General features: G+C 67.8%; 23 protein-coding genes. 7 read left to right on the top strand and 16 right to left on the bottom strand.

What is annotated here, in order from left to right; genetic code table 11:
* Positions 1–44 precede the first annotated feature (44 nt).
* On the bottom strand, positions 45–863 hold the full coding sequence (gene rpsB, locus SCNU_RS08095) for a 30S ribosomal protein S2 (protein ID WP_009678871.1): 819 nt from the start codon (positions 861–863) through the stop codon (positions 45–47).
* A 270-nt stretch (positions 864–1133) separates the two neighbouring features.
* On the opposite strand from rpsB, the gene SCNU_RS08090 reads away from it, so the two are divergent.
* Complete coding sequence (locus SCNU_RS08090; RefSeq protein ID WP_009678870.1) at positions 1134–1667, top strand: M23 family metallopeptidase; 534 nt, start codon at positions 1134–1136, stop codon at positions 1665–1667.
* Positions 1668–1705: 38 nt separating this feature from the next.
* Here SCNU_RS08090 and SCNU_RS08085 read toward each other — a convergent pair whose 3' ends face one another.
* Positions 1706–2599, bottom strand: coding sequence for a tyrosine recombinase XerC (locus SCNU_RS08085; RefSeq protein WP_009678869.1), 894 nt, complete (start codon positions 2597–2599; stop codon positions 1706–1708).
* A 193-nt stretch (positions 2600–2792) separates the two neighbouring features.
* Between SCNU_RS08085 and SCNU_RS08080 the strand changes: the two genes are divergently transcribed.
* On the top strand, positions 2793–4187 hold the full coding sequence (locus SCNU_RS08080; protein ID WP_009678868.1) for an MFS transporter: 1395 nt from the start codon (positions 2793–2795) through the stop codon (positions 4185–4187).
* A 185-nt stretch (positions 4188–4372) separates the two neighbouring features.
* Here SCNU_RS08080 and SCNU_RS08075 read toward each other — a convergent pair whose 3' ends face one another.
* The 10 genes from SCNU_RS08075 to SCNU_RS08030 all read right to left on the bottom strand — a co-directional run bounded on the left by SCNU_RS08075 (position 4373) and on the right by SCNU_RS08030 (position 14636).
* Entirely contained in the window at positions 4373–5233 is an 861-nt protein-coding gene (locus SCNU_RS08075; protein ID WP_009678867.1) for a siderophore-interacting protein, read from the bottom strand.
* Between the two features lie 70 nt (positions 5234–5303).
* The gene (gene dprA / locus SCNU_RS08070) at positions 5304–6428 is read right to left on the bottom strand and encodes a DNA-processing protein DprA (RefSeq protein WP_009678866.1); all 1125 of its coding nucleotides are present in this window, start codon (positions 6426–6428) and stop codon (positions 5304–5306) included.
* Positions 6425–7942 (bottom strand): YifB family Mg chelatase-like AAA ATPase, encoded by a 1518-nt coding sequence (locus tag SCNU_RS08065; RefSeq protein ID WP_175284088.1) that lies wholly within the window; start codon positions 7940–7942, stop codon positions 6425–6427. Before SCNU_RS08065 ends, dprA begins: the two co-directional genes overlap by 4 nt.
* Positions 7943–7947: 5 nt before the next feature.
* Positions 7948–8349: a YraN family protein gene (locus tag SCNU_RS08060; RefSeq protein ID WP_009678864.1), complete on the bottom strand. Its 402-nt coding sequence runs from the start codon at positions 8347–8349 to the stop codon at positions 7948–7950.
* A 123-nt stretch (positions 8350–8472) separates the two neighbouring features.
* The gene (locus tag SCNU_RS08055; protein ID WP_009678863.1) at positions 8473–8937 is read right to left on the bottom strand and encodes a nuclear transport factor 2 family protein; all 465 of its coding nucleotides are present in this window, start codon (positions 8935–8937) and stop codon (positions 8473–8475) included.
* A gap of 18 nt (positions 8938–8955) precedes the next feature.
* Positions 8956–9315 carry a DUF8021 domain-containing protein gene (locus SCNU_RS08050; RefSeq protein ID WP_009678862.1) on the bottom strand — a complete coding sequence of 120 codons (360 nt, stop codon included), beginning with the start codon at positions 9313–9315 and terminating at the stop codon, positions 8956–8958.
* On the bottom strand, positions 9305–10801 hold the full coding sequence (locus tag SCNU_RS08045) for an MFS transporter (RefSeq protein WP_009678861.1): 1497 nt from the start codon (positions 10799–10801) through the stop codon (positions 9305–9307). Before SCNU_RS08045 ends, SCNU_RS08050 begins: the two co-directional genes overlap by 11 nt.
* Positions 10798–12648 (bottom strand): adenylyl-sulfate kinase, encoded by a 1851-nt coding sequence (cysC, locus tag SCNU_RS08040; RefSeq protein WP_009678860.1) that lies wholly within the window; start codon positions 12646–12648, stop codon positions 10798–10800. Before cysC ends, SCNU_RS08045 begins: the two co-directional genes overlap by 4 nt.
* The gene (cysD, locus tag SCNU_RS08035; protein ID WP_009678859.1) at positions 12648–13571 is read right to left on the bottom strand and encodes a sulfate adenylyltransferase subunit CysD; all 924 of its coding nucleotides are present in this window, start codon (positions 13569–13571) and stop codon (positions 12648–12650) included. The genes cysC and cysD overlap by 1 nt, the downstream gene beginning before the upstream one ends.
* 105 nt (positions 13572–13676) lie before the next feature.
* Positions 13677–14636, bottom strand: coding sequence for an IclR family transcriptional regulator (locus SCNU_RS08030; protein WP_009678858.1), 960 nt, complete (start codon positions 14634–14636; stop codon positions 13677–13679).
* Between the two features lie 177 nt (positions 14637–14813).
* Here SCNU_RS08030 and SCNU_RS08025 point away from each other — a divergent pair, with 177 nt between their 5' ends.
* The 5 genes from SCNU_RS08025 to SCNU_RS08005 are packed head-to-tail and all read left to right on the top strand — an operon-like array spanning position 14814 to position 19385.
* Entirely contained in the window at positions 14814–15341 is a 528-nt protein-coding gene (locus tag SCNU_RS08025; RefSeq protein ID WP_009678857.1) for a nuclear transport factor 2 family protein, read from the top strand.
* On the top strand, positions 15335–16498 hold the full coding sequence (locus SCNU_RS08020) for a hypothetical protein (RefSeq protein ID WP_009678856.1): 1164 nt from the start codon (positions 15335–15337) through the stop codon (positions 16496–16498). The genes SCNU_RS08025 and SCNU_RS08020 overlap by 7 nt, the downstream gene beginning before the upstream one ends.
* 11 nt (positions 16499–16509) lie before the next feature.
* Positions 16510–17328 (top strand): SDR family oxidoreductase, encoded by an 819-nt coding sequence (locus SCNU_RS08015; protein WP_009678855.1) that lies wholly within the window; start codon positions 16510–16512, stop codon positions 17326–17328.
* Positions 17329–17343: 15 nt separating this feature from the next.
* Complete coding sequence (locus SCNU_RS08010; RefSeq protein ID WP_009678854.1) at positions 17344–18486, top strand: sulfotransferase family protein; 1143 nt, start codon at positions 17344–17346, stop codon at positions 18484–18486.
* Positions 18483–19385, top strand: coding sequence for a TIGR03619 family F420-dependent LLM class oxidoreductase (locus SCNU_RS08005; RefSeq protein ID WP_009678853.1), 903 nt, complete (start codon positions 18483–18485; stop codon positions 19383–19385). The genes SCNU_RS08010 and SCNU_RS08005 overlap by 4 nt, the downstream gene beginning before the upstream one ends.
* Before the next feature lie 89 nt (positions 19386–19474).
* Here the strand turns inward: SCNU_RS08005 and SCNU_RS08000 are convergent, their stop codons facing one another.
* From SCNU_RS08000 to rplS, 4 genes are all read right to left on the bottom strand, one after another.
* A complete protein-coding gene (locus tag SCNU_RS08000) occupies positions 19475–19786 on the bottom strand; it encodes a DUF2469 domain-containing protein (RefSeq protein WP_009678852.1) in 312 nt (103 codons plus the stop codon).
* The gene (locus SCNU_RS07995; protein ID WP_009678851.1) at positions 19786–20445 is read right to left on the bottom strand and encodes a ribonuclease HII; all 660 of its coding nucleotides are present in this window, start codon (positions 20443–20445) and stop codon (positions 19786–19788) included. The genes SCNU_RS08000 and SCNU_RS07995 overlap by 1 nt, the downstream gene beginning before the upstream one ends.
* 45 nt (positions 20446–20490) lie before the next feature.
* The gene (lepB, locus tag SCNU_RS07990) at positions 20491–21330 is read right to left on the bottom strand and encodes a signal peptidase I (RefSeq protein ID WP_238526402.1); all 840 of its coding nucleotides are present in this window, start codon (positions 21328–21330) and stop codon (positions 20491–20493) included.
* 163 nt (positions 21331–21493) lie between these two features.
* Positions 21494–21835 (bottom strand): 50S ribosomal protein L19, encoded by a 342-nt coding sequence (gene rplS / locus SCNU_RS07985; RefSeq protein WP_009678849.1) that lies wholly within the window; start codon positions 21833–21835, stop codon positions 21494–21496.
* Positions 21836–21999 lie beyond the last annotated feature (164 nt).

Here is a 21999-nt window from a genome sequence, read left to right as displayed (position 1 = left end):
CGGTTCACAGTGCCTCGGAGCCCGATTCTTGCTTCTTGCAGTTCTTATTCTGCGGCCGGAGCCTCGGTCGCGCCATCGGTGGCGGGCGCGGTGGCCTCAGCCAGCAGCTCCTGCTCCCACTCGGCGAGCGGCTCGCCCTCGCCGGCTTCCGGCTTGGCGTCGCCCGCGGTCTGGCCGGCACGCGCCTGGACGCCCTCGGCGACGGCCGAAGCGATCACGCGAGTCAGCAGCGCGGCGCTGCGGATGGCGTCGTCGTTCGCCGGGATCGGGTAGTCGACGACGTCGGGGTCGCAGTTGGTGTCCAGGATCGCGATGACCGGGATGTTCAGCTTGCGGGCCTCGCCGACCGCGATGTGCTCCTTGTTGGTGTCGACGATCCACACGGCCGAGGGAACCTTGGCCATGTCGCGGATGCCGCCCAGGGTGCGCTCCAGCTTGTTCTTCTCACGCGTGAGCATGAGGATTTCCTTCTTGGTGCGACCCTCGAAGCCACCGGTCTGCTCCATGGTCTCCAGCTCCTTCATACGCTGGAGACGCTTGTGCACGGTGTTGAAGTTGGTGAGCATGCCACCGAGCCAACGCTGGTTCACGTACGGCATGCCGACGCGGGTGGCCTCAGCGGCGATCGACTCCTGAGCCTGCTTCTTCGTGCCGACGAACAGGATGGTGCCGCCGTGGGCGACGGTCTCCTTGACGAACTCGTAGGCGCGGTCGATGTACGACAGCGTCTGCTGCAGGTCGATGATGTAGATGCCGTTGCGGTCGGTGAAGATGAAACGCTTCATCTTCGGGTTCCAACGGCGGGTCTGATGCCCGAAGTGTGCGCCGCTGTCAAGCAGCTGCTTCATGGTCACGACAGCCATGAATATGTCCTCTCTCGCAGTTGTCACCGGCGCTCGGGTCGAGCTCCAGTCCTGGCACCCGCCACCTCGGAACACACCCGGAGGAGTCCGGGACTGCGTGTTCTGATGCCTTCTCGCGGGCGCGCGAAGTCACCCAAGACATGCCTGGGTGCGTCGCCAGACTACTCCGATCCGCTCCGACCAGCCAAATCGTCGAAGGTGTCCGGCGCCCGCGACACGCCTCGGGAGCCGACCGGAGCCGCCATGCGTCCAAAAGGTATGCGGACGAGGATGCGGGTTCGGAGACGGACGGTCGTCTGGTGGTCGGTGGTCGTGCTGGTGGTGTCGGTGTGCTCGGCGCCGCCGGCGGCGACCTCCGGGCGGACCCGATACGACTGGCCGCTGCAGCCGCGGCCTTCGGTGTCGCGCAGGTTCGACCCGCCGGCCCGCCGCTGGCTGTCCGGCCATCGAGGAGTCGACCTCGCCGCAGTCCCCGGCAGCGCCGTGCTCGCGGCCCGGGCCGGAACGGTGACCTTCGCCGGGCCGGTGGTCGACCGCGACGTCGTCGCCGTCCTGCACCCGGACGGCGTGACGACCACCTACGAGCCGCTCACGCCGCAGGTGCGACGCGGCGAGCACGTCCGCGCCGGCCAGGTGCTCGGCTATCTGCGGGCAGGCCACGCGAACTGCCGATCGGCCGCCTGTCTGCATTGGGGCGCGCGACGTGGCGACGGCAGGGCGGCCGAGTACCTCAACCCGTTGGCGCTTCTCGGTCTGCTGCGGATCCGTCTCAAACCGGTCGTCGACGACGAACGCACCGACTGAACGCGCCCACCGAACGCGCCGACTGACGAGGCGAACCCTCAGGCCCGCGGATGCGCCTGACGGTGGACGGCGCGGAGTCGTTCCACGCTCACGTGGGTGTACAGCTGTGTGGTGGCCAATGAGGAATGACCGAGGAGTTCCTGCACCACGCGGAGGTCTGCGCCACCCTCCAACAGATGCGTCGCCGCGCTGTGGCGCAGTGCGTGCGGTCCCACCGACTGCCCCGCCGTCTCGGTCGCCCGATGCACCACGGTTCGCGCCATCCGCTGGTCGAGTCGACCGCCTTTCACACCGAGGAGCAGCGCGTCCCCGGACGCAGCCGTCGCCAGCGCGGACCGGCCGCGTCGCAGCCAGTCGTCGAGCGCGGCGGCCGCCGGGCCGCCGTACGGCACCGACCGCTGCTTGTCGCCCTTGCCGATCACCCGGATCACGCGTCGGTCCGCGTCGACGTCGCCGAGGTCGAGCCCACACAGTTCGCCGACCCGGATTCCGCACGAGTACAGCAGTTCCAGAATCACCCGATCGCGGAACGCCACCGGATCTCCGTCGCCCGCACTGTCCCCTGCTGCACCGTCGACCGCGGCGGCCGCCTGCTCCGGCGCCAGGACGGCCGGCAGCACCCGGTGCGACTTCGGCGCCTGCAGCCGCTGCGCCGGGTCGGTCTGCAAGACGCCTTCGCGCACGGCCCACGCGCAGAAGGTCTTGGCAGACGAGACCTGCCGGGCGATGGTCGTGCGCGCGGCGCCGCGACGGGCGTGTTCGGCGAGCCAGGCTCGCAGGAGCGGCAGGTCCAGATCGCCGACCTCGACACCACGGGCGCCGGCGAACGCGACGAGTCCGCGGATGTCACCGGTGTACGCGCGCACGGTGTGCTTGCTGTGCCCCTTCTCGAAGCTCAGGTGATCGGCGAACGCCACCAGCACATCGGTCATGCTCGAACGGTACCCGTCATAGCTGACTCGCTAGTACGACCGCCGCGCGGAATAATCAGGGCCGAAGCCGATCACCGGCGTTTTCCTGATTGAAAGAACTCCACTGACCGATAACGAGTCCCGAGAGCCTGCGGCCGCCGCCCCCGCAGGAGTCGCCACGCCGGACGAAGCCCAGGGCGGCTCGCAGCTGGCGGTGGCAGTGCTGTGCGCGGCAGGCATCGTCGTCTCGCTGATGCAGACGATCATCGTCCCGCTGATCCCCGAACTGCCGACGCTTCTGCACACCTCGACGACGAACGCCTCGTGGGCCCTGACCATCACTCTGCTGATGGGCGCCGTGGTCACGCCGATCTCGGGCCGGCTCGGCGACATGATCGGCAAGCGCCGAATGCTGCTGGCCTGCCTGGGCGCGGTGGCCGCCGGTTCCGTGGTGTGCGCGCTGTCGTCGAGTTTGATCCCGTTCCTCATCGGACGCGGACTGCAGGGTATGGGCATCGGAACGGTCGCACTGGGCATCAGCCTGATCCGCGACATCGTCCCGCCGCAGCGTCTCGGTTCGTCGATCGGCGCGATGAGCGCGTCGCTCGGCGTCGGCGGCTCACTCGGACTGCCGTTCGCCGCCGTCATCGCGCAGCACGTCAGCTGGCACGCCCTGTTCTGGGTCAGTGGCGCGGTCGCGGTGTGCGTCGCACTGATCGTCGCGGCGACCGTTCCCGCCAGTTCCATCGCGACCGGCGGCCGGTTCGACCTGATCGGAGCGCTCGGCTTGAGCGTCTTCATGGTCTGCATCCTGCTGGCCCTGTCGAAGGGCCATGAGTGGGGCTGGACCAGCCCGGCCGTCCTCGGCTTGTTCGCCGGATTCGTCGCGTCGTCGTTGCTCTGGTGGCGGTACGAACGCGGACGGCCGAATGCGCTCATCGACCTGACGATCAACGTCTCCCGCCCGATCCTGCTCACCAACATCGCGTCGATCGCCGCGGGCTTCGTCTTCTACGCCATGCAGATGATGCCGATCCAAATTCTGATGGCCCCGGAGTCGGCACCGAGCGGCGTCGGTCTCCCGATGGTCGAAGCGAGCCTCGTCCTGATGCCCGGCGGACTGGTGATGTTCGGGTTCTCCTACGTCAGCGCGTGGATGTCGCGCAGTTTCGGCCCACGAATCGCGCTGGGCATCGGCAGCCTGGTGATCGGAGCCGGCTACTCGACGTTCCTGGTGATGCTCACCGAGGGCCACGCCGGGTGGGTCTGGCTGATCATCGTGAACTGCATCGTCGGCGCTGGTCTGGGCGTCGCGTACTCCGCGATGCCCGCACTGATCATGGAATGGGTGCCCGTGACGCAGACCGGTGAGGCGAACGGCGTCAACTCCACCATGCGCTCGATCGGCACCTCCCTGGCCACCGCTGTCGTCGGAATGATCCTCGCGTCGTCGATCGCACTGGCGGACACTCCGCACGGACCTGTTCCCGTTCCGACCACCGGTGCCTACATCATCGCCGCAACGATCTCGCTGGTCGTCTGCCTGCTCGCCGCGGTCGCCGCCTTCTCGGTCCCCCGCAGCACGCTCGTCGACGAGCCGGTCGTCTAGGCCGTCGTGCGAAAGACCGCCGCCTAAGAACCACCGAGACAGCCGAAGAGACTGTCGCTCCGCGGCTCAGCAGTTCTCGAGATCTACCGCACCACCGGCCACCGGCCGACTGCTCCTCCGGCCCCATGCCCCGGAAGCAACCCGTGTCGCCCGTACCCCGGGTGCGCTACCCAGGAACCGCGGACCTAGCCCGCCTCGGCCTTGCGGAGGTCCGCCTTCCACTGCCGGAAGCCCTCTTCGGTACGACCGCGCCGCCAGTAGCCCGAGATCGACGACGCACGCTTCGCGCTCACGCCGCGCTCCTTGCGTACGTATCCGCGGAGGTTCTTCATCACGGCCTGGGCCTCGCCATGGATGAACACGTGGGGCTCGCCGTCCGGCCACTCCGCGGCCCTGACCGCCGCGATGAGCGGCGCGTTGTCCCCGGCGGCATTCTCCGGCGCCTCGTTCGGCCCGGCACCGCGATGAATCCAGGAGATCTCCGCGCCCGCGGGCGCGGTCAGGACGAGTTCGTCCTCCGGTCCGGCGACTTCGATGAACACCTTCGCCACGGCGTCGTCGGGCAGCGCTTCCAGCGCGGCGGAGAGCGCGGGAAGTCCGGCTTCGTCGGACACCAGCAGGTGCCATGGCGCCGCCGGATCAGGCCGGTAGCCGCTTCCCGGTCCGAGGAAGCTGATGGTCTCCCCCGGCTGCACGTCGCGCGCCCACGGTCCGGCGACGCCCTCGTCGCCGTGCACCACGAAGTCGACCGCGATCTCCCGGGCCACCGGGTCGTAGCGGCGCACGGTGTAGGTGCGGAGCACCGGCTGTTGATCGGGCGGGAAGCTCTCGCGGATCGCCTCGACGTCCAGCGGCTGCGGGTATACGACGCCCTCGGGGGCGAAGACGAACTTCACGTACATGTCGGTGTCGGGACGCTCCGGTGTACCATCGCCGCCGACCGGCTGAAAGTCGTCGAAACCGTTGCCGCCCAACCAGACCCGAATCATGTGCGGCGTCAAACGCTCAGTCCGCAGCACTGCCATGGTGTTCAGCCGCTTCGCCACGTGATCTCCTCGTCGGGCCGTGAATACGTTCCTTAGGTCAGGCTAACAGGCAGTGGTCGGCGCCGCCGCGTCACCGCACCAGCTGCCAGGTGCCCTGCGAACCGTCCACCAGTCCCGCCAGATCGAGACCGGCCAGCGCGCGCAGTACGTCCGCGACCCGGACGCCGCTGACCAGTGCGATCTCGTCGACGGTGAGGCCGCCGCGGGCGGGCAGCGCCTCGAGCACCAGCGTCTGATCGCGGGGCAGCCCGTCGATCGCGGTGCTCCTGGACTCCGGTTTGAGGTCATGGCCGTCCGGCGCGGCGAGCGCGACCGCCGCGGCGGCGTCGACCACCAGGACGGCGTCCCCGTCGGCGATCATCGCGTTCGCACCCACCGAGGTCGCACTCGTCACCGCTCCGGGAACCGCGCCCAGCGGACGTCCGATGCGCTTGGCCCACGCCGCGGTGTTGGCCGCCCCCGACCGTCGCCCCGCTTCGACGACCACCACCGCAGACGACAACGCCGCCACCAACCGGTTGCGCGTCAGAAACCGGTGCTTCGCCGCCGTCGTTCCGGGCGGATACTCGGTCAGCACCGCACCGCGCTCCCCGATCTCGCGCAGCAGCTGTGCGTGCCCCGCGGGATAGTCCCGGTCGATCCCGCAGGCGAGCACAGCGGCCGTCCGGCCACCGGCGGCGAGTGCGCTGCGGTGTGCGGCGCCGTCGATTCCGTACGCTCCTCCGGAGACCACGGTCCACCCGTCGGCGACCAGGTCACCGGCCATCATCCCCGCGACGTAGTCGCCGTACGACGACGCCGCGCGCGATCCCACCAGCGCCACCGACCGCTCGGCGACGGCAGGCAGCGGTACCGGCCCGCGGGCCCAGAGCGCCAGCGGCGCGCCTCCGCGCGCCGCGGTCGACGCACGGTCGAGCGACAGCAGCTGCCACGCAGGCCAGTCCGGGTCGTCGCGGGTCACCAGCCGCGCGCCGAGTCGATCACAGGTGTCGAGATCCGGCCCGGACGTATCGGTGGCAGCGCGAGCCTCGGTGTGCCGCAAGACTCCTCGATGGGCGCTCGGCACCGATCGGGACCGGATCGCGTTCGCCGCCTCGACCGGGCCGAGATCGTCGACCAGACCGATCAGCGGTGTGCAGGGCGGCTCGGCGACCGCCGCCAGGTACGCCCAGGCCCGCCTCACGTCGTCGTTCACAGATGCCCTCCTCGATCTCGGTACATGAGCGCCGCGACGACGTCGTCCTCGTCGGGCCGGTCGGCGCCACGCAGATCCGCAAGACTCCAGGCGACCCGGAGTGCGCGATCGGCACCACGCGCGGTGATCCGTCCCAAGCGCAGCGCCTGTTCTATCCGCCGCAGTCCGGCGGCTGTCGGCCGGTAGCGCTGCCGGAGAGCGCTGCCCGGAACCTCCGAGTTGGTGAGCCATCCGTCCGACTGCCAGCGCTCCTGAGCCGCGGCCCGGGCGGCCGCGACGCGAGCGGCCATCGTCTCGGTCGACTCGCCCGGTTCCGTCATGAGCGTGCCGTCGGACGGCGGTTCCATCCGGACTCGGAGATCGATCCGGTCCATCAGCGGTCCCGACAGCTTGCCGAGGTAGCGACGGCGCTGGATCGAGGTGCAGACGCAGTCGACGTCGTGTGCGGGCGCGCACGGGCACGGGTTGGCCGCCAGCACGAGCTGGAATCGGGCCGGGTACACGGCGGTCCCGTCGCGGCGGGAGATCCGCACCTCGCCCTCCTCGAGCGGTTGACGCAGAGAGTCCAGCACCTTCGCGCCCATCTCCGCGCATTCGTCGAGGAACAACACTCCGCGGTGGGCGCGCGATACCGAGCCCGGCCTCGCCATTCCCGATCCGCCGCCGAGCAGTGCGGTGATCCCCGCGCTGTGGTGCGGCGCCACGAACGGTGGGGACGTGATGAGGGGATGGTGCTCGGGCAGCGTCCCCGCAATCGAGTGGATCGCCGTCACTTCGAGCGACTCCTCGATGCGGAGCGGCGGCAGAATGCCCGGCAATCGGCTGGCGAGCATCGTCTTGCCGATTCCCGGCGGACCGGTCATCAGCAGGTGATGGGCTCCGGCGGCCGCGATCTCGAGTGCGCGGCGCGCCGCGGCCTGACCGGCGACGTCGGCCATGTCCGGGACTGCGCGAGCCTCGGTCTCCTCGGCGTCGCCGTCGACCGTGTCGAGGACCAGGTCGCCCGCCATCCAGCTCAGCACGTCCGACAGCGAACTCGCTCCGCCGACCGCCACCCCCGAGACCAATGTGGCCTCGGCGACGTTGCCGAGCGGTACCACCGCCCGCGCGAATCCGGCGTCCCGCGCCGCCAACAACAGCGGCAGCACGCCGCGGACCGCGCGCAGCCGTCCGTCGAGGGCGAGTTCACCGACCATTACCGTTCCGTCGAGGCGGGCCGTCGAGACCTTCTTGGCCGCGACGAGAACGGCGACCGCCATCGGCAGATCGAAGCCCGGCCCGACCTTCGGCAGGCTCGCCGGAGCGAGCGCGATCGTGACCTTGGTCGCCGGAAACTGCAGGTCACTGTTGGCGATCGCGGCCCGCACCCGCTCTTTCGCCTCTCGCAACGAGCCGTCGACGTTGCCGCTGATGGTGACCCCGGGCAGGCCCGAGCTGATATTCGCCTGAATCTCGATCACGTCGGCGGCGAAGGCGTTGAGACCCACCGAGTGCACTCTCCCCAGCCCGGACACCGCTGCTACTCGCAGACGCCGACGTGATGCCACCAGGTGGCGCGTGCCAGATCCTCGGGGTCGGTGACATCGAGCTGGACCGACACCACGTCGAACCGGATCGACTCCCAGAACCGCTCCTGCTGTGCGAGCCATTGCCTCGCGAGCAGGCGCATCCGCCGTAGCTTCTGCGGCGTCACCGCCCCGAGTGGATCGGCGAAGGTCCGACTCGCCCGAGTCTTCACCTCCACGACCACCAGCGTGTCGCCGTCCGCGCCGATCAGATCGAGTTCGCCGTTCCGCGTCCGCCAGTTACGCGCCAGAATCTGCCAGCCGAGGCCGGCGACGTACTCCGCCGCGAGATCCTCGCCGATCCGGCCGATGAGCCGCCGCCGGTCCCGGCGGTCGCCTGCTTCTTGTTCCCCCATGCGGCCAAGGATCCGCGACCATCACGACATTCGGCAGGCCGGACATCGCCGTCGACCGGCGAGTGTGGAGAACTCGGAATCCGTCGCCGACACCTACTGCGCCGACACCTACTGCGCCGACACCTACTGCTCGGTGAGACTCTCCATCAGGTGCCCGCTGAGGTCACCGAGATAATCGGTGATCATATGTCTCGAGGCGAACCGCCAGACGTCGCCGTCCCGGCGGAACGTGTCGCGGTACCGGCCGGTGATGATCGGCTGCAGCGGCAGTTCCGGAGTCGACTGCAGCACCGTGAAGTATGAATGACAGGTCCCCTCGCCCGCGGCCTCGTCGACCTCGATCCGCAGATTCGTCGTCAGGTGCTTGGTCCGTGGAGTCCCGGTGTCGGGATATCGATCGTCCGGATAGCGGCGCGTCCACCTCTCGTACATGGCGCGCACTTGGTCTGCACCCGTCACCTCGCTGCCCGCGTCGGATGTGATCCGCGCGTCGGCGAACAACTCGCCGACGCCTGCGAAGTCGCCGGAGTCGATGCGCTCGGCGTACATCGCGATCAGGTTGCTGATCGCCCAATGTCCCACGGTCATGTCGTCAATCCCCTCGACTCAACCCATCACTGGTTCGAAGACGACGGTGATCGCGTGGATCTCGCCGCCCCTGACGACGAAGTGCTCGGCGATCGACGACGTCGCGAGACGCTCCCCGCCGAGATCCAGGTCCAGCTGATAGTGCGCGGTGACGTTGTCGTCCCATTCGGCGAACCGCAGCTCGCGAATGGTGCGGAGCGGCAGGTACTGCTCGCCGGTGCGCAGCGACTCGAGGATCGCCTCGCGTGACCATCCGCAGTCCTCGCCGTTCTCGAACCGCTTGGCATCGGGTGCCAGACGCACGTCGTCGGTGCGATGACTCAGCAGGGAGTCCAGATAGGCACGAGCGATCTGGACATTGGGAGAATCAGTCGTCACTGGTCAGGCCTTTCTCGGTCCCCATCGGGACCTCGGTCGGAAAGACGGCGACCGGATGGTCGTCATCGGTGGGCTCATCAGCAGTGCCTGCGGTCGAGCCGCCACGCGCAGGAGCCCGACCCGCTCGCATGAAGACGGTGATCGCGAGGCCGACCACAGCGATCACCGCACACAGCACGAACGCCACGGTGAATCCGGCTGGGTCGATGGCCCGGCCCGCGACGCCGGTCACGACGTGCGAGGCGATGACGGCCCCGACGACGGCTGAGACGGTGGCGCCGAACATCGCCTCCGTCGTGTTCTTCATCGACTGGCTGACGCTCTGCACGTTCGCCGGCACGGAGTCGACCACCAGATTCGCACTCGACGAGAAGTAGCTTCCGGTACCGATGCCCATCAGCACGCCGACGAGAACCACCGCCGGTCTCGAGTCGACGAGCCCGGCGGCGCTGAGACCGACTGCGAGCGTCAGAGCCGAGATCGCCAGAAGCATGCCCGCGCGCGGTGCATATCGCCTGCTCAGCCAGCCGCCCACAAAGCCGCACGCACAACCGACCAGCCCCTGCGCGAGCCCGAAGTAGAGGGCGTACTGGCCCGCATCGAAGAGGAGGCCACCGTCGGTCAACGGCATGCGCAACAGCTGAGGAAACAGCACACCGGTGGCCGCGTTGATCGCGCCGACGCAGGCTCCGAGCATCAGCAGCGACCGCATCGCGGGGGTGGCGAGCAGATCCAGCGAGATGAGCGGTTCCGCGGTCCGTCGCTCCACGGCGACGAAGGCACCGAGCAGCACCGCGGCGCACGCGATGGCCGGCCACCTCACCGACGGCTCAACCGACGCCACGATCACGGCGCCGACCCCGAGCCCGACGAGCAGCGCCCCCGGTACGTCGAGTCGATGCGACGCCCGGACCGGGCTCTCCGGCACGACGACGAGGACCAACAGCGCTGCCAACGCCATGTATCCCAGCAGGAACCAGAAGCACGCCCGGAATCCGTACGAGTCGATCAGCCAGCCACCGAGCAGTGGTCCGAGGACCGCGCCGGTTCCGGTGCCCACGCCCATTGCACCGAGCGCGATCGGCACCTGACTCGGCGGAAGGAGATCCCGCATCAGGCCGATGCTGACCACGACGCCGACCACCGCCGCCCCCTGCAGTCCACGGCCGAGAAGCAGCGCCGGGAAGTTCGGGGCCAGCGCGCAGATCAGAGACCCGACCATGAAACTCCCCGCACCGCACAGCAGGAGTCGCTTCTTCCCGTGGATGTCGGCGAGTTTCGACAGCACCGGCGCGGAGATGCCCGCGATCAGCATCGTCGCGGTCACCACGAGACCGGACTGGTCGGTGCCGAAGGCTGCACCGATCTCCGGTAACGCCGGACCGACGAGCGAGTACTCGAAGGTGACGATCTCCGTCACCAGTGCGACCATCACCACGAGGACGACCACGCGTGCCCGGCCGGTGATGCGGCCGGAAGCGATCATCGCGCCGCCAGCACGTGGTCGACGATGCGACCGGCGAGGTCGCCGGGCGACTCGTCGGCTCCGGCGAGCCGCAACTCAGGGTCGAGCGGCACCTCGTACGGGTCGTCCACGCCGGTGAAGCCGTGGATCTCCCCCGCGTCGGCGCGCTGGTACAGCTTCTTGGGATCGCGTGACCGGCAGACGTCGATGGGCGTGTCGACGTGGACCTCGGTGAAGCCGAGATCGGCGTCCGCGTGCACGGCGCGCACCGCATCGCGGTCCGCGCGGTACGGGCTGATCAGTGACACCACGGCCACCACACCGGCATCGGCGAGGATCTTCGCGACCTCGCCGACCCGGCGCACGTTCTCGGCGCGGTCCGTCGAGGTGAACCCGAGATCCGAGTTCAGTCCGAGGCGGAGATTGTCGCCGTCGAGCAGGTAGGCGGGCGTTCCCGAAGCGACGAGTCTGCGCTCGACCTCCACCGCGACCGTCGACTTGCCCGACCCCGACAGCCCGGTGAGCCAGACCGTCTGTCCGCGAGTGGCGCGATCCGACCGGCGTACCGTCGGCTCATGCCACACCACCGTGGACTCCTCGACGGCAGGGCCGGTGATCATGCCGGCGGCGACGGTGTCGTTGGTGACCTCGTCGATCAGGATGAAGCTGCCGGTGACGCGATTGGTCCGGTAGGGATCGAACAGCAACGGCTGCTGCGTGCGCAGCGCGAGCCGGCCGATCTCGTTCAGTCCCAGCGTCTGGGCCTTCTCGTCCCGATGCAGGGTGTTCACGTCGAGCCGGTACGACAGCTCGCTGACCACTGCTTTCGTCTCACGGGTGGCCTGCCGCACGATGTACCGGCCGCCATCGCGCAGCTGCGAACGATCGGAGAACCAGCAGACCAGCGCGTTCACGCGATGGCCCACGTCGGCCCGGTTCTGCGGGCGGCACAGCATGTCGCCGCGGCTGATGTCGATGTCGTCCTCGAGTTCCACCGACACCGCCGCGGAGGCGAACGCCTCGTCCAGCTTCCGGCCGCCCGGCCCCCACACCGCCTTGACCCGCGTCGAGAACCCGGACGGCAGCACGACCACCTCGTCGCCCTTCTTGAACGAGCCGCTCGCGACGGTGCCCGCGTAGGCGCGGTGGTCGTGGAGTTCGCGCGTCCGACTCGACTTCGGCCGAATGACGTACTGGATCGGCAGTCGCGCGTCGATCAGGTTCTGATCCGACGCGACGTGCACCTCTTCGAGATGGTGCAGCAGCGAACCGCCCTCGTACCACGGCATGCTGCCGGTCTTGTCGACCACGTTGTCGCCCAGCAACGCCGACACCGGGACGAAGGAGAGATCGCCGACGTTGAGCTTGGCAGCGAACTGCTTGAACTCGTCGCAGATCTCGTCGTAGCGATCCTTCGACCAGTCGACGAGGTCCATCTTGTTGATACAGACCACCAGATGCGGGATGCCCAGCAGACTCGCGATGAACGCGTGCCTGCGCGTCTGCTCGACGAGTCCGTTCCGCGCGTCGATCAGGATGAGCGCGAGATCCGCGGTGGACGCGCCGGTGACCATGTTCCGGGTGTACTGCGCGTGGCCGGGCGTGTCGGCGATGATGAACTTCCGCTTCGGAGTGGCGAAGTAGCGGTGCGCGACGTCGATGGTGATGCCCTGTTCCCGTTCGGCGCGCAGCCCGTCCGTCAGCAGAGCGAGATCGGCGCCCTCGCCGCCGCGCGCGATACTGGTCTGCTCGACGGCGGCCAGCTGGTCCTCGAAGATCGACTTGGAGTCGAACAGCAGCCGGCCGATAAGGGTCGACTTCCCGTCGTCGACGCTGCCCGCGGTGGCGATGCGAAGTAGTTGCGACATCAGAAGTAGCCCTCTTTCTTACGATCTTCCATTCCGGCCTCGGAGATCCGGTCGTCGGCGCGGGTGGCGCCGCGTTCGGTGACGCGGGTGGCCGCGACTTCCGCGATGACGTCGTCGACGGTCGTCGCCGCCGATTCGACGCAACCGGTGCACGTGGCGTCGCCGACGGTGCGGAATCGGACGAGTTCCTCGTACGACTCCTCGCCGGGCAGTCGTTCCAGGAATCGGTTGTCGGCGAGCAGCATGCCGTCGCGCGGGATCACCTGGCGGCGGTGCGCGTAGTAGATGCTCGGCAGCTCGATGTCCTCGTCGGCGATGTACTGCCAGATGTCGAGCTCGGTCCAGTTGCTGATCGGGAACACGCGGATGTGCTCGCCCTTGCGGTGTCTGCCGTTGTACAGATTCCAGAGCTCGGGCCGCTGGCTCTTCGGATCCCACTGTCCGAACTCATCGCGGAAGCTGAAGATCCGCTCCTTCGCGCGCGCCTTCTCCTCGTCTCGGCGCGCACCGCCGAACGCGGCGTCGTATCCGCCCTCGGTGATCCCGCGCAGCAGCGTGGTGGTCTGCAGCCGGTTGCGTGACGCGCCGGGCCCGGTCTGCTCGACGACCCGTCCGGCGTCGATGTCGTCCTGCACGCTCGCGACCACGAGCCGGAGGCCGTAACGCTCCACCATCGCGTCGCGGAACTCGATCACCTCGTCGAAGTTGTGGCCGGTGTCGACGTGCATCACCGGGAACGGCATCGGCGCCGGCCAGAAGGCCTTCATCGCGAGGTGCAGCATCACGACGGAGTCCTTGCCGCCGGAGAAGAGCATCACCGGTTGCTCCATCGTCGCCGCCACTTCACGGAAGATGTGGACGGCCTCGGCCTCCAGCGCGCGCAGGTGCGAGAGCGCGTAGTCGGGAACGGTTGCGGTTGTCACGGAGTCTCCTCACAGAGATCCGCCTCGATGCGTGTTCCAAATATCGAATACGTGAGACGGATATTGAACTGACCCGCTCACGCTATGAACCGCATCACACACAGTTCAACGGCGTGTCCCTCTCAGTGAGACAAACGGATCACGACCGCCGACCGACTCGGTGATGCGTCGCGCCGACGCCACGAGGGCGTCGCCGAGCTCGGCGGCATCGGCCACCACCGTCGTCCGGTCGACGTACATCGTGACGACCGCGGTCTGCCGCCCGTTGACGTCGAAGGTAGGGGCCGCGATCAGATTCACCTGATCACCGTCGGACAGGTCCAGACCCGACGAGGTGAAGTAGAGCCCCTCCCCGACCCCGGCCGCCATCTGCGCCAGCAGCTGCCGGACGTCGGGCGGCAGATCATGGGCGCTGGCACCGGCGAGGACGGCGTGCAACCGCATCTGCTCACGGCTCAGACGCTCGACGACGTACCCGCGCGACCGCGCCACCGCCAGCACCTCGACGAGACGGTCGCGATCGACCTCGGCGGGCAGCACCGACTTCCGCGTCAACCATCGGTCGAGCTCGGCGTCCGACTGCCACATCAGATAGAGGATGCCGACCGGCGGCGCATACGGGAAGGTCTGTCCCACGCGTGCGGGCGACTCGAGCCCGGGCGCGGTGACGACCTCGGTCACCACGATCTCATCGCCGATCACCGCCGACGACGCACAGACCGCCGAGAACCGAGCGGACAGCGCCGTCAGCTCCTCACGGACGGCGGGACTGACGGTCCGTCCACGCTGCGCCGCCGCGCCGAGTGCGATCATCCGCGCGCCCAGCCGGTAGGTCTTGTCGGCGCTGTTCCGGGTCACGTAGCCGGCGCCGCACAGCTCGCTGACGATGCCGAGGCAGGTCGGCTTACTGACCTCGCAGTTCCGGGAGAGGTCGGCGAGTGAGAACTGTTCCGACGGACGCGAAGCCAGGAAGTCGAGAATGCGGACAACCCGCGCGGTCGGCGGCGACATCCGGCTACTGCCGGGACTTCCCGCGGTCGACTCGGCCGAGACCTCGGTCGTCATTCAGCAATCCTCCCACTGAGCTGTTCCAGTATTCGAACAGTCTAGACATGGCCCGCTGAGTGGGACGTGACCGTTGCCACACATCGAATGGTCGACTTACGTTCCATTCCACTAGTGAACGCCACTATTCGATATTTGGAACGACCGTGTCCCCTGGTGGATACAGGAAGACGGGTCATGCCCCTCGACGACGAACTCCGACGACTCACCGACGAAGCGGCGATCTACCGCGCCCTCACCGCGTACTGCCACGGCATCGACCGACGGGACCTGGAGCTCGTCCGGTCCGTCTATCACCCCGGCGCAGTCGATCATCACACCGGATTCGACGGCCCCGTCGAGGAGTTCATCGAGTGGGTCGGCCCGGTCCTCGGCAAGCTCGGCGGCACCATGCACACGCTCGGCAACCACCGAGTCGAACTCTTCGGCGATCACGCCATGAGCGAAACGTACGCCACCGCGACGCACTGGGGTCGGGACTCGAGCGATCTCGGATCCAACTTCACGACCGGCGTCCGCTACGTCGACCACTTCGAACGCCGGAACGGCCGCTGGGCGATCGCCGAGCGCTTCGCCGTCCGCGAGTGGTTGCGAACCGAGGGCGATCGATTGACCGGCGTCGCTCCCCGGACCGACGAGGACCCGACTCGGACCTTCCGATCACAGCTCGAACAGCTCACCACCGAAGGGAACACATCTTGCTGACCGACGATTTCGCGACGAGCCTCGCCGAGGCCGAGAAGCTCATCTCGACCGCACCGCATATCCGCACACCGCAGGACCTGCACGACGGCTACCAGTACCTGGCCGCATGCATCCAGGCCGTCCTGCACAACGAGTGGTCTACCGAACTCGCCGCACCGTTCTTCATCCACGGCGCGGGGCCGTTCACCAAACAGGGCCTCGACAACCCCGACACGATGTACTTCAACACCGACATCTCCGACGACGCCGAGTACCTCGTGGTCGGTAAGCGCGGCACCACCGCGGACCTGTCGTTCCAGCTGCTTGCGGGCAGCCACACCGATTCGGAGGTGCCCGCCAGCGTCGCGGCGTTCGACGACCGCGATCTCGACATCGACGAGGACGGGAACTTCACACTGCGTCTCGGGCCGGATCCGACGCCCGCCCCCGGGTACCTGCCGCTGCCGAAGGGCACCACGATGCTCCTGGTTCGCGAGGTGTACAGCGACTGGACCGAACAACGAGGCCAGATCCGCGTCGAACGGCTCGACACCGCGGGACAGCCGCTCCCCGCACTGACCGCCGAGCGCGCCGAGAAACACTTCGACAAGGCCGGCCGCGACCTCATCATGCGCATCAAGACCTGGCTGCAGTTCCCCGAGTGGTTCTACCTGAATCTGCCGGTGAACACCCTCACCGAGCCGCGCATCACTCCCGGCGGCCTCACCACCCAGTACTCCTCGGTGGGCCACTACGACCTGGCCGCCGACGAGGCGATGATCATCACCGTCCCCGAATCGGACGCGCCCTACCAGGGACTGCAGCTCGGCAGCCTCTGGTACATCTCGCTCGACTACATCAACCGGCAGACCTCGCTCAACACCACGCAGTCGCAGACCGATCCCGACGGCATGATCCGGATCGTCGTGAGCGAGCAGAATCCCGGCATCGTGAACTGGCTCGACACCATCGGTCACGCCCGCGGATACCTGCAGTTCCGCTGGCAGCGGCTCTCCCGGCCGCTCACCGAGGCCGACGGCCCGACCTGCGAGATCGTCAAGATCTCCGAGGTCCCCGGCAAGCTCCCCTACTACGCCGACAACCAGATCACGCCGGACGCGTTCGCCGAGCGCATCGCCGACCGCAAGGCCGGCTTCAGCAACCGGATGCTGGGCTGAGAGGAACGCAGATGACCGCAACCGTCCAACCGTCCGGGTCTGTTCAGGCCACGGGACTCCTGCAGGACAAAGTGATGATCGTCGCGGGTGTCGGCGGCGGCCTCGGCCGATCCATTGCCGTCCGCGGTGCCGCCGCCGGTGCCGACGTAGTGCTCGTCTCCCGCACCGAGTCGTATCTCGACGACGTCGCCAAGGAAGTGGTCGACCTCGGCCGTCGTGCGATCACGGTGCCGGCCGACCTCACGTCGGAGAACGACGCGCGCGGCGTCGTCGAGCAGACCCTCGCCGCATTCGGCCGCATCGACACCCTGGTCAACAACGCCTACCTGATGCCATCGATGGTCGACTTCAGCCAGACCGATTTCCAGCACATCCGCGACGCCTTCGAACTGTCGGTCCTGGGCTCACTGCGGATGAGTCAGCTCTGCACGCCGTCACTGGCGCAGACCCAGGGCTCCATCGTGATGGTCAACTCCATGGTGCTGCGTCACTCCGATCCGACCTTCGGCAGCTACAAGGTCGCCAAGAGCGGCCTGCTGTCGATGGCGCAGACCTTGTCGAGCGAGGTCGGCCCCCTCGGTGTCCGCGTCAACTCCATCGCCCCCGGCTACATCTGGGCCGACACGCTCCGCGGCCATTTCGCCGAGGTCGCCGAGCAGACGGGCACCACCGTCGACGCCCTCTACACGGCGACCGCCGCGAACTGCGACCTGCGCAGACTCCCCGAACCCGACCAGATCGCCGACACCGTCACCTTCCTCGCGTCCGACCTCGCGTACGCGGTGACCGGTCAATGCCTCGACGTCAACTGCGGCGAATACCACCACTGATCCGGAAGGACCCCTGTGAAATCCCCTTTCAGCATCGACGAGGTACACGAGGCCGCCAGCGCCCGGACCGGCCTCTCGGACTTCGGCGAGACCGACTACCTCGAAGGACTGCGCGTTCTCATCGACAGCTACGCGCGCGAAGCCGGTCTCACCGGTCTCGGTGTCGCGTCCACCCGAGAGATCGTCATCGGCGGGCTCATCGCGCGACTCAAGAGCGAGGCGGCCCTCCGTGATCATCCGCAGCACCTCGACGTGCCCATCGACCGGCCGATCTTCCTCACCGGCCTCCCCCGCACCGGAACCACGGCTCTGCATCGCCTGCTCAGCGTCGATCCCGGCCATCAGGGCATGGAGATGTGGCTGGCCGAGCGACCACAGCCACGGCCGCCGCGCGATCAGTGGGCCGCCAACCCCGATTACCGGGAGATCGACGACGCCTTCGCGGCGCAGCGCGAGGCGAATCCCGATCTGATGGGCATGCACTACATGGACGCCGACGTCGTCGAAGAGTGCTGGCGTGTGCTGCAGCAGTCGATGCGCTCGATCGCGTACGAGTGCCAGTGCCATGTGCCGTCGTACTCCGAGTGGCTGCGCACCGAGGACTGGACGCCTGCTTACCGGCGTCATCGCCGAAATCTGCAGCTGATCGGCGCCAACGATCAGGACCGACGCTGGGTGCTGAAGAATCCGAGCCACATGTTCGCGCTCGACGAGATCATGTCCGTGTATCCGGACGCTCTCGTCATCGTGACCCACCGCGATCCGAAGACGGTGATCGGTTCCATCAGCAGCCTCAACCGGCAGTCGGCCATCGGCTGGTCCGAGTCGTTCTCGGCCGAGCAGCTGGGTGCCGCGCAGCTCGATCTGTGGGCCCGCGGACTGGAGCAGTTCAACGAGGCCCGCGCGTCGTACAGCTCCGACCAATTCCTCGACGTGGACTACCGCGACTTCGTCGGCGACCCGATCGGCACGGCCGCGGGCGTCTACGCGCACTTCGGCCTCGACCTGAGTGACGAGGCGCGAAGCGCGATGGAGGCCGAAGTCGTCGCGAGTCGCAGCGGTGACCGAGCGCCGTCGCACACCTACGACCTCGCCGAGTTCGGACTCACAGAGCAGCAGGTCGACGACCGTTTCGCCGAGATCGGAGTCGGAGTATGAGCAAGCGGCAGTTCACCCTCAACGTGGCGATGAATCCCCTCGACCAGCTGGTTCCGCTCGCCCAGGCCGCCGAAGCCGCCGGCTTCACCTCGATCGGTCTGCCCGACGCCATCTTCTACCCGGAGGTCGCGTCGGCCCCGTACCCGTACACGCCGGACGGTACCCGGATGTGGAATGAGAACACTCCGTGGGCCGATCCGCTGCTCGCCGCGACGGCCATGGCGGCGGCGACCTCGACAATCCGGTACTACACGCAGGTCATCAAGCTCGGCTCGCGCAATCCCGTGCTCCTCGCACGGCAGATCAGCTCGGTCGCCCACTTCACGGGCAACCGGTTCGGTCTCGGTGTGGGAATCGGCTGGGCGCCGGAGGAGTTCCTCTGGTGCGGTGCTCCGTACGAGAATCGCGGCAAGCGGGTCAACGAGATGATCGAGGTGATCAAGTTGCTGCTCACCGACGAGATGGTCGAGTACCACGGGGAGTTCTTCGACTTCGACCGGCTGAAGATGAGTCCGGCCCCCACCGAGCCGGTACCGATCTACGTCGGCGGCCACGTGGACGCGGCACTTCGACGCGCCGCGAAGTACGCGGACGGCTGGAGTTCGGCGATGATGACCTTCGACGAGCTCACCGGAACCATGGCGCGCCTCGAGCGGTTGCGCGAGGAGTACGGGCGCGCGGACGAACCGTTCGAGATCCAGGCCTTCTGCATCGACCGGTTCTCGCACGAGGGTTACGAGGAGCAGTTCGAGGCCGGCGTGACCGATATCCTCACGTCGCCGTGGCCACTCTACGGACTCGACTTCGACAGTCCGCTCGACGAGAAGATCGATGTCATCAAACGCTTCGCCGAGGAGAACATCGCGGTGACGCCGAACACTGCGGTCGGCGCGCGGTAGCCCTCGGGTGAAGACCAGGCCCGGTAGGCGAATCGGTTCCGCCTTCCGGGCCTGCTTCATATCTGGGCCGGATCACCTGCCGACCGTCGTCACGGCTCGTCGGGCAGCCGCAGCTCGGACTTCTCGAGCTCCTCGATGTTCACGTCCTTGAACGTCACCACACGCACCTGTTTCACGAACCGCGCGGGCCGATACATGTCCCACACCCAGGCGTCGGTCATGTGGATCTCGAAGTAGACCTCGCCGTCGGAGTTCCGGGGCACCAGATTCACACCGTTGGCGAGGTAGAACCGGCGCTCGGTCTCCACGACGTACGTGAACTGACCCACGATGTCCTTGTACTCCTTGTACAGGGACAGCTCCATCTCGGCTTCGTACTTCTCGAGATCTTCAGCGCTCATCAGGCCAGCCTATCGCGGACGTTCCGGTACGACATACGGTGCTCCACGGACGGCCCGCGCGCATCCAGACAGGCCATGTGCAACGCCGTGCTGTACCCCTTGTGGACCGCGAACTCGTAGCCCGGCAGCTCCGCATCGAGCGCGACCATCATCCGGTCGCGCGTCACCTTCGCGAGGACCGAGGCGGCGGCGATGCAGGCGGCGTTCGCGTCGCCGCCGATCACCGGAAGCGACGGCGCGGGCAGCCCGGGGACCTGGAAGCCGTCGGAGAGGACATAGCCCGGACGCACCGAGAGTCCGGCGACGGCGCGCCTCATCCCCTCGATGTTCGCCACGTGCACACCCAGGCGGTCGACCTCGGCCGCCGGGATCGCCACCACGTTCCAGCTCACCGCGTGCCGGACGACGGCGGTGTAGAGCCGCTCCCGCGTCGCCTCGGACAGCTTCTTCGAGTCGTCGAGGGAGGCCAGCGACTTCAGTTGCGCCGCGCCGAGCACGCAGGCCGCGACGACCAGCGGCCCGGCACATGCGCCGCGGCCGGCCTCGTCGACGCCCGCGACGGGCCCCAGCCCCTGCCGCGCGAGAGTGAATTCGAGGGTGCGCAGGCCGGCCGCCTTGCGCACCGGCGACCGCGGCGGCCACCGTGTCGTTCGGGTCATGCGTACGTCATCCAGGTCGAGATCGATGGGGCGGAGCGAGGTCCGTCAGCTCTGCGGGTTCACCGAGCCGACTCCCCCGATCCGGGAGAACGGGTAGATGATGAAGCGGACCTTGCCGCGCACATCCGAGACCGGAACGGTGCCCTGGTACTCGTCATCGATGTGCGCGCGGGAGTCGGCCGAATTGCTCCGGTTGTCGCCCATCACCCAGAGGTTGCCCTCCGGCACCTTGATCGGGCCGAAGTCCTCGCCGTAGCACGAGCCCTGGCCCAGGACGCCGCCCGACTGCTGATAGGTCTGCGCCTGCAACTGCTTGTCGATGTACGGCTCATTCAGCGCCTTGCCGTCGACGGTCACCCCCTTGCCGTCCGCCTCGCGGCACTGAACAGTCTGCCCGCCGGTCGCGATGACCCGCTTCACGAGATTGTTCTCATCGGGGGGCGCCAGGGCGAACCAGGCCAACACGTCCTGCACCTTGTGCATCACCGGGTTCGACGACCGCGGCGACGACCACCCGCCGTCCCACGAACTCGTGGGCGCCTTGAATACCACCACGTCGCCGGGTTCCGGGTCGCTGAAGCGATAGACCATCTTGTCGACGACGATGTGGTCGTTGGTGCAGCCGTAACAGCCGTGCAGCGTCGGCTCCATCGACTCGGACGGCACCACGTACTGGCGGAAGAAGAACTGGGTGAAGACGAACATCAGCACCAGCACGATCGCGACGATGATGAGCAGCTCACGAAGCCAGCGGCTCTTGCCCTTCTCCTCGTCGTCGGAGGCGTCCTCCTGGAAGGTGAAACCGGGATCCGACTGCGCGTCCTCGCCGCTGCCGGACTCCTCGTTCGCCTGCGACGGGTCGTCCCCGCGTGAGTTGTCATCCACGTAGAACAGGGTAGCGATGTCGGCGCCGCAGGTGACCGCGCGGTTCACTTTCGCTTCTCCGTGTCACCTCCGGTGCCCGGAGACGACGAAACCCCGCGCGCGGGCCGAGTGATCGGCACCGGGAGCGGGGTCTCGAGTCTGCGTCGCGGAGGCGACGTGAAGATCAGCGCTTCTCCTTGATCTTGGCGGCCTTGCCACGCAGATCGCGGAGGTAGTACAGCTTGGCGCGACGGACGTCACCGCGGGTCAGCACGTCGATCTTGGCGATGTTCGGGCTGTGGACCGGGAAGGTGCGCTCGACGCCGACGCCGAAGGAGACCTTGCGGACGGTGAAGGTCTCGCCGATGCCGCCGCCCTGGCGACGGATCACGACGCCCTTGAAGACCTGCACGCGCTCCTTCGAGCCCTCGATGACCTTGACGTGCACGTCAAGGGTGTCGCCGGGGGCGAACTCGGGGATGTCGTCGCGGAGGGACTGCTTGTCGAGGAAGTCCAGGGTGTTCATATCTCGTCCAATCTGGGCGGGGCAGAGGAACCTGGCGGCCGCACCGAGTTCTCGGCGAGGTTCGACCGGTTCGTGCCCGTGGCATGTGAGGTCGTGCGCTGCGTCGGGAAGACATGAAGTCCCCAGCAGGCAACCTGAAACATTGTGCCACCTCGACCCACCCC

This window comes from Gordonia neofelifaecis NRRL B-59395 (genome assembly GCF_000192435.1).
GTDB lineage: Bacteria > Actinomycetota > Actinomycetes > Mycobacteriales > Mycobacteriaceae > Gordonia > Gordonia neofelifaecis.
Note: the sequence above shows the minus strand (reverse complement) of the source record. Positions and strands in the feature narration are given on the sequence as shown.

Excerpts from the sequence above, each read along its gene's own strand:
- SCNU_RS07995 (WP_009678851.1), bottom strand. The coding sequence starts at position 20,445 with ATGACCCGAACGACACGGTGGCCGCCGCGGTCGCCGGTGCGCAAGGCG.
- rplS (WP_009678849.1), bottom strand. The coding sequence starts at position 21,835 with ATGAACACCCTGGACTTCCTCGACAAGCAGTCCCTCCGCGACGACATC.
- SCNU_RS08015 (WP_009678855.1), top strand. The coding sequence starts at position 16,510 with ATGACCGCAACCGTCCAACCGTCCGGGTCTGTTCAGGCCACGGGACTC.
- SCNU_RS08005 (WP_009678853.1), top strand. The coding sequence starts at position 18,483 with ATGAGCAAGCGGCAGTTCACCCTCAACGTGGCGATGAATCCCCTCGAC.
- SCNU_RS08045 (WP_009678861.1), bottom strand. The coding sequence starts at position 10,801 with ATGATCGCTTCCGGCCGCATCACCGGCCGGGCACGCGTGGTCGTCCTC.
- SCNU_RS08055 (WP_009678863.1), bottom strand. The coding sequence starts at position 8,937 with ATGACCGTGGGACATTGGGCGATCAGCAACCTGATCGCGATGTACGCC.
- SCNU_RS08085 (WP_009678869.1), bottom strand. The coding sequence starts at position 2,599 with ATGACCGATGTGCTGGTGGCGTTCGCCGATCACCTGAGCTTCGAGAAG.
- SCNU_RS08000 (WP_009678852.1), bottom strand. The coding sequence starts at position 19,786 with ATGAGCGCTGAAGATCTCGAGAAGTACGAAGCCGAGATGGAGCTGTCC.
- SCNU_RS08025 (WP_009678857.1), top strand. The coding sequence starts at position 14,814 with ATGCCCCTCGACGACGAACTCCGACGACTCACCGACGAAGCGGCGATC.
- SCNU_RS08090 (WP_009678870.1), top strand. The coding sequence starts at position 1,134 with ATGCGGGTTCGGAGACGGACGGTCGTCTGGTGGTCGGTGGTCGTGCTG.
- rpsB (WP_009678871.1), bottom strand. The coding sequence starts at position 863 with ATGGCTGTCGTGACCATGAAGCAGCTGCTTGACAGCGGCGCACACTTC.
- SCNU_RS08030 (WP_009678858.1), bottom strand. The coding sequence starts at position 14,636 with ATGACGACCGAGGTCTCGGCCGAGTCGACCGCGGGAAGTCCCGGCAGT.
- cysC (WP_009678860.1), bottom strand. The coding sequence starts at position 12,648 with ATGTCGCAACTACTTCGCATCGCCACCGCGGGCAGCGTCGACGACGGG.
- SCNU_RS08060 (WP_009678864.1), bottom strand. The coding sequence starts at position 8,349 with ATGGGGGAACAAGAAGCAGGCGACCGCCGGGACCGGCGGCGGCTCATC.